This window comes from Methylobacterium nigriterrae, assembly GCF_037106235.1.
GTDB classification, from domain to species: Bacteria; Pseudomonadota; Alphaproteobacteria; order Rhizobiales; family Beijerinckiaceae; genus Methylobacterium; species Methylobacterium nigriterrae.
Genome location: NZ_JBAWTG010000306.1, coordinates 1 through 2,200 on the forward strand (window position 1 = coordinate 1; position 2,200 = coordinate 2,200).

At 63.1% G+C, this 2,200-nt stretch carries 2 protein-coding genes and 1 pseudogene; 2 read left to right on the plus strand and 1 reads right to left on the minus strand.

Annotated elements, in window-relative coordinates:
- Positions 1 to 89: pseudogene (locus tag WDW90_RS36500) on the plus strand (IS5-like element ISMex42 family transposase); the annotation flags it as partial.
- Between the two features lie 313 nt (positions 90 to 402).
- Here WDW90_RS36500 and WDW90_RS36505 read toward each other — a convergent pair.
- Complete coding sequence (locus WDW90_RS36505; protein ID WP_336492622.1) at positions 403 to 1,326, minus strand: DUF6662 family protein; 924 nt, start codon at positions 1,324 to 1,326, stop codon at positions 403 to 405.
- 347 nt (positions 1,327 to 1,673) lie between these two features.
- Between WDW90_RS36505 and WDW90_RS36510 the strand changes: the two genes are divergently transcribed.
- Entirely contained in the window at positions 1,674 to 2,033 is a 360-nt protein-coding gene (locus WDW90_RS36510; protein ID WP_336492623.1) for a hypothetical protein, read from the plus strand.
- The last annotated feature ends 167 nt before the right edge of the window (positions 2,034 to 2,200 follow it).

Genomic DNA, 2,200 nt, shown 5'->3' on the forward strand with positions numbered 1-2,200 from the left:
GTGCCATCGCAACCCGCTACGAGAAGACAGCTTCAAGCTTCATGGGCGTTCTCTCGCTCGCAGCCGCTCTGGACTGGCTCAAGAGCTAACAGGCCGTAGCGACATGGGCTGGAAGGCCGGCCCATGTTCGACTGCTCAGGTGATACGCTCCAAAACGCTCAAGCCGTGCGAATGGGCCGGGATCGCCCGGCGGTTTGATTTCCAGACATACAAATCTAACAGGTTTAAGTGCCTGGGAAACCGTCGTTTTCCAGTCAGCCAATCCAGCCGGGTAAAGAGTGCTTGGGTGGTCCTTTGGAGTGTTGTCCGCAAGAGATTGCCCGTTGATTGGAACCTTGCATTGCGGACAGGATCTGTCGGGCTCTTCCTGCTGTTCGTTGGGGCATACCTCAGCGGACGAGCTTAGAAGCTGTAGCCGACCCGCAGCCTGAACTGATGCCGCTCAAAGCTCACGAGATCGCGCGGGCCCGCCTCACCAACGGCATGGCCGCTCACCTGATAGCTCCAGGCGAGAGAAGCCCAGGCACGGTCCGAAAATGCGTGGTAGATCGTCGGCCCAAGATAGACCGCCTCACCAGAAAGCCGCTCGAGGCGCAAACCCTCATAGGCGCGGGCGTAGCGCACCTCTCCACCTAAGAAGAGGCCAGGCTGCACCTGGTAGGCCAGTGCGCCAGATACCTCCAGCCCTGATCCCCTCTCGACGGCACCAGACGCGAGCTGCCTCGCGGTGGCGAAGCCGTATTCCACGTTGATGGCCCCGATCAGCTTGCCTGGCACGATCTCACGGTCAGCCAAGAGGCCGATCCTGGTTCCGTAACCGCTCACGCCCTGGCCCGTCAGCTCGTCCACACGGCTCACAAAGGGCACGACCCTCAGGGTAAGGCCAAAGGGGGCTGACCTGCGGTTGAGGAGGCGGTTGCGCGTATCGAGGAAGGCGCTGTCCAGTGAGCCCGAAGTGCGGCTGGGCAGCTCCGGCACACCGCTGATCCGATGGCCGGAGAACGCAAGGCCCGGCGCGATCCGGAAGCTCTCCGTCAAAGGTAGCTTGAGCTGTAGCTCGCTGTCGAGGGCTTGGTATGTCCCGGTTCGCTTGCCGAAGCGCCCGGTCGTTTCGGACAGAAGTTCTCGCTCGCCGGGAGCGCCGATATCCGAGCCTTCGGTGAACCCGAACAGGTGCTCGCTATCAAGCTCCGCGTCATGCCCGCGGTTCTCCGCCGCTTCGCGCTCGTCCTGCGCCTGCACGGTCGCACCCGGGGCGAGCATGAGGACGGCGGCGAGCAAGCCGACGGGAACGCCGATCCTTCCAGAATGCTGAATGCCCAACATGAACGCCCCCACGGCAGGGCGCGGACTATACCTGTGCCGAGCTCAGCCCCCTACAGAGCTGTTCGGTATTGCGGCCGTCCGCTGGGGTATACCCCAACGAACAAGCTGGAGCATGCGCGTATGCATGGCAGTTCCGGAAGGGTCTTAGATGTGGAGCGCGGCCGCATTCGAGGCCGCTCGTCTACAGCGGGCTCTCAGTGGCTTCGGAGCGTCCCGCTAGGGCAAGCCCTATTGGAACGATGCGCCGCTACGCGGATTGACGCGGCATCACCAGCCGTGTCCGAACCCGTAGGCTCTGGTGACCGAGAGAGATGTGCGCTCCCGCCTGCAATGCGAGGGGTGCCGCCATGGTCTCCCCAATCAGCTCATCCTTCCAGTACGCCGGCTACGACGCGCGGATCATCCAGGACGCACGGGACGCCATCGAGCGATCCCGCGAACTGCTGGAACGGACAAAACTCCTGGTCCCCCCGCCGTCACTCGGTGATCTGCTCGCCGACGCGAACCAACTGGTGACCGAGACCGAGCAGCGCCGCGACCGTCAGATCCGCCTCGTCGCGAAGCTTGCCAAGGACGTGGAAGCGCGACCCTACGACGAACAGATCCTACACGAGATCACGAGAACGCTCGCGATTGCCCGCACGCATCGGTCGACTATGCGGAGCCTCGCGAAGGACGAGCGGCCGTACATGCGGTCTGTGCCGTAACGCCCAGTCCGCGACAACGCGCCGGTCGTATCCGAGTTGAAGGCGGGGGGACTTTCGGCGCGTGGTATGACTGATCCTCCTCTGAATGAGTGGACACCTCTGCTACGCTCCCATGGGGGCTGGAAGGTGTCTGATGGGGACAACGAAACGAACGTTCACGCCGGAGT

What these genes read in the sequence shown, in the direction of transcription:
- WDW90_RS36505 (WP_336492622.1), bottom strand. Translation starts at nt 1,326, where the DNA reads ATGTTGGGCATTCAGCATTCTGGAAGGATCGGCGTTCCCGTCGGCTTG.
- WDW90_RS36510 (WP_336492623.1), top strand. Translation starts at nt 1,674, where the DNA reads ATGGTCTCCCCAATCAGCTCATCCTTCCAGTACGCCGGCTACGACGCG.